The following is a 1938-nucleotide window of genomic DNA, read 5'->3' as shown; positions in this document are numbered from 1 at the left end:
TTTAAGAGTGATTCGCAACGCGTGGCATTCTCACTATGCGTTGGCTTTAGTGTTTAAGGTGGTATGCGGCGGTTTCGGTATTGCGTTGCTCACCCCTTAACAGGGCGTTATACGTTCTTGAGGTTCATATGATTGGAATTATCGTAAAAACAGAATCAGAAATTGAAGACTTGCCAAAGGATTGGATTCCTATGGAGTTCAACCCTCTTAAGTTAAACCAAGTATTTGATAGTATTTTAGGCTTTATTCCAACTCAACAGCAGTTTGTGTACGAGAATGGAGAAGTCTTGATTCATTTCGATGTTGATAGTTTAAATGAACCAAGAGCTATCACTTTTAACTGCGTAATGTCTCAAGCAAACGCAGAGATTATTGAACTTTTGGCTATTGGACTGGCAGCCAGAGTTTTTGATAGCGAAAGCTGCAAGTTTATCTAGTTGGCAAAATGAACGTATAACAATCTGTTTAAGAGTGATTCGCAACGCGTGGCATTTTCAATATGCGTTGGTTTTAGTGTTTAAGTGGTATGCGGGAGCATTAGTATTGCGTTACTCACACCTTAACAGGGCGTTAGGTAAATAGGAGAAAACGTGCAGTTTTTTGCAAGATATAAACAAGTTATCGCTGGGGCGATTTTGGGATTCTACGCGTTTGCTGTGGTTTTTTCTTATGCCTCAGAACAATCTACTAATATAATTAAAGTTCTGAATTCTCTAAGTGACTTGATATCATCAGCTGGAGCCATTGCTGCTCTATTTACATTAATTCATCTTGTGAGTGAGAAAAGAGAGGAAGAGCGTAACAGGCATATTTCTAGCGCTAATTATCTGTTAGTTCAGCTACTAAGCCAGGCTTGGGTCACTCGGGAATATATTAAAAAGGTATATCAAGATTATGAAACTGGAAATGCTGAGAAGTGTATAAATCTAATAATGCCTAGATATTCGGTTGACCACCTTCACAAGCTAGATTTAGAGAAGTACGCGTTTCTAATCGGTGGGTATGATCCTAATTTCTTCGCAAAACTATCGAATTGTAAGTTTAACACTTCTGCCATAACGGAGTATATTGACAATCGCATTGATTACTATACGACCGAACTTGTTGAACCATGTAAACATATAGCTTCCTCAAATGGTTTCAAGCTCGAACAGGTGGAGGAAGAAATTGAACCATTGGTTATAGGTTCTTTGATTTCTTCAACTGATAGGATTTTATCTCAGCTTCAAACTACTGAAAGAGATCTTATGATGTTACATTCGTTACTTTACTCTCATATGAAGAAAAAATACCCAAAGGAAATGTTTATCAAGCCGTCGGTTGAACATTAACCTAACAAACTGTTTAAGAGTGATTCGCAACGCGTGGCATTTTTACCATGCGTTGTCTTTAGTGTTTAAGGTGGTATGCGGCGGCATCGGTATTGCATTGCTCACACCTTAACAGGGCGTTAGCTGTTTAAGGAAAAAATGAGAAAATATGATAAGCCGCTATTCTGGCTGTATATAAAAACAAGAGACTCGTTGTTGTCATCTTTTAAGGGCTTTCTGGGAATGCTTTTAGTGTTGTTCGGGGCAGCAGTAGTTTTAGGTAATGAATCCCCCGAGAATGTCTGGATTTCGGTGGGAATCACTTTACTAGTATCTAGTCTTCCAGTCTCAATGGGCCTGATGATGGTAAAGCTCAAATTTAAGAGTTTTGCTGGGTCAATACCTACAGCAGAACTAGCGTATTTTTTACAGCACGATGAAGGTGCAAACATAGATAAAGCTGTGAGAGGTTTATTTTCGTTATGCCTATCTTTTATGATTTACCTTTGGTTTACGATGGTAACTATCGCAGTACTCGGTATGTTGGGAGCAAAGCTCGTGTTGTAAAACACAGCTAACAAACTGTTTAAGAGGGATTCGCAACGCGTGGCATTTTCATTATGCGTTG

General features: G+C 38.9%; 3 protein-coding genes. All 3 read left to right on the top strand.

What is annotated here, in order from left to right:
• Positions 1-128: 128 nt before the first annotated feature.
• Complete coding sequence (locus KIV41_RS24620; RefSeq protein ID WP_045372057.1) at positions 129-437, top strand: hypothetical protein; 309 nt, start codon at positions 129-131, stop codon at positions 435-437.
• Between the two features lie 153 nt (positions 438-590).
• Positions 591-1331: a hypothetical protein gene (locus KIV41_RS24610; RefSeq protein ID WP_215810213.1), complete on the top strand. Its 741-nt coding sequence runs from the start codon at positions 591-593 to the stop codon at positions 1329-1331.
• Between the two features lie 138 nt (positions 1332-1469).
• Positions 1470-1877, top strand: coding sequence for a hypothetical protein (locus KIV41_RS24600; RefSeq protein WP_025769012.1), 408 nt, complete (start codon positions 1470-1472; stop codon positions 1875-1877).
• The last annotated feature ends 61 nt before the right edge of the window (positions 1878-1938 follow it).

This window comes from Vibrio sp. D401a, assembly GCF_030248515.1.
Lineage (GTDB): Bacteria > Pseudomonadota > Gammaproteobacteria > Enterobacterales > Vibrionaceae > Vibrio > Vibrio rotiferianus.
The sequence above is the reverse complement of the archived record's forward strand: the minus strand, read 5'-3'. Positions and strand labels throughout refer to the sequence as shown.

Bases quoted from the DNA above. Each gene is read 5' to 3' on its own strand.
- KIV41_RS24620 (WP_045372057.1), top strand. From the start codon at position 129: ATGATTGGAATTATCGTAAAAACAGAATCAGAAATTGAAGACTTGCCA.
- KIV41_RS24600 (WP_025769012.1), top strand. From the start codon at position 1,470: ATGAGAAAATATGATAAGCCGCTATTCTGGCTGTATATAAAAACAAGA.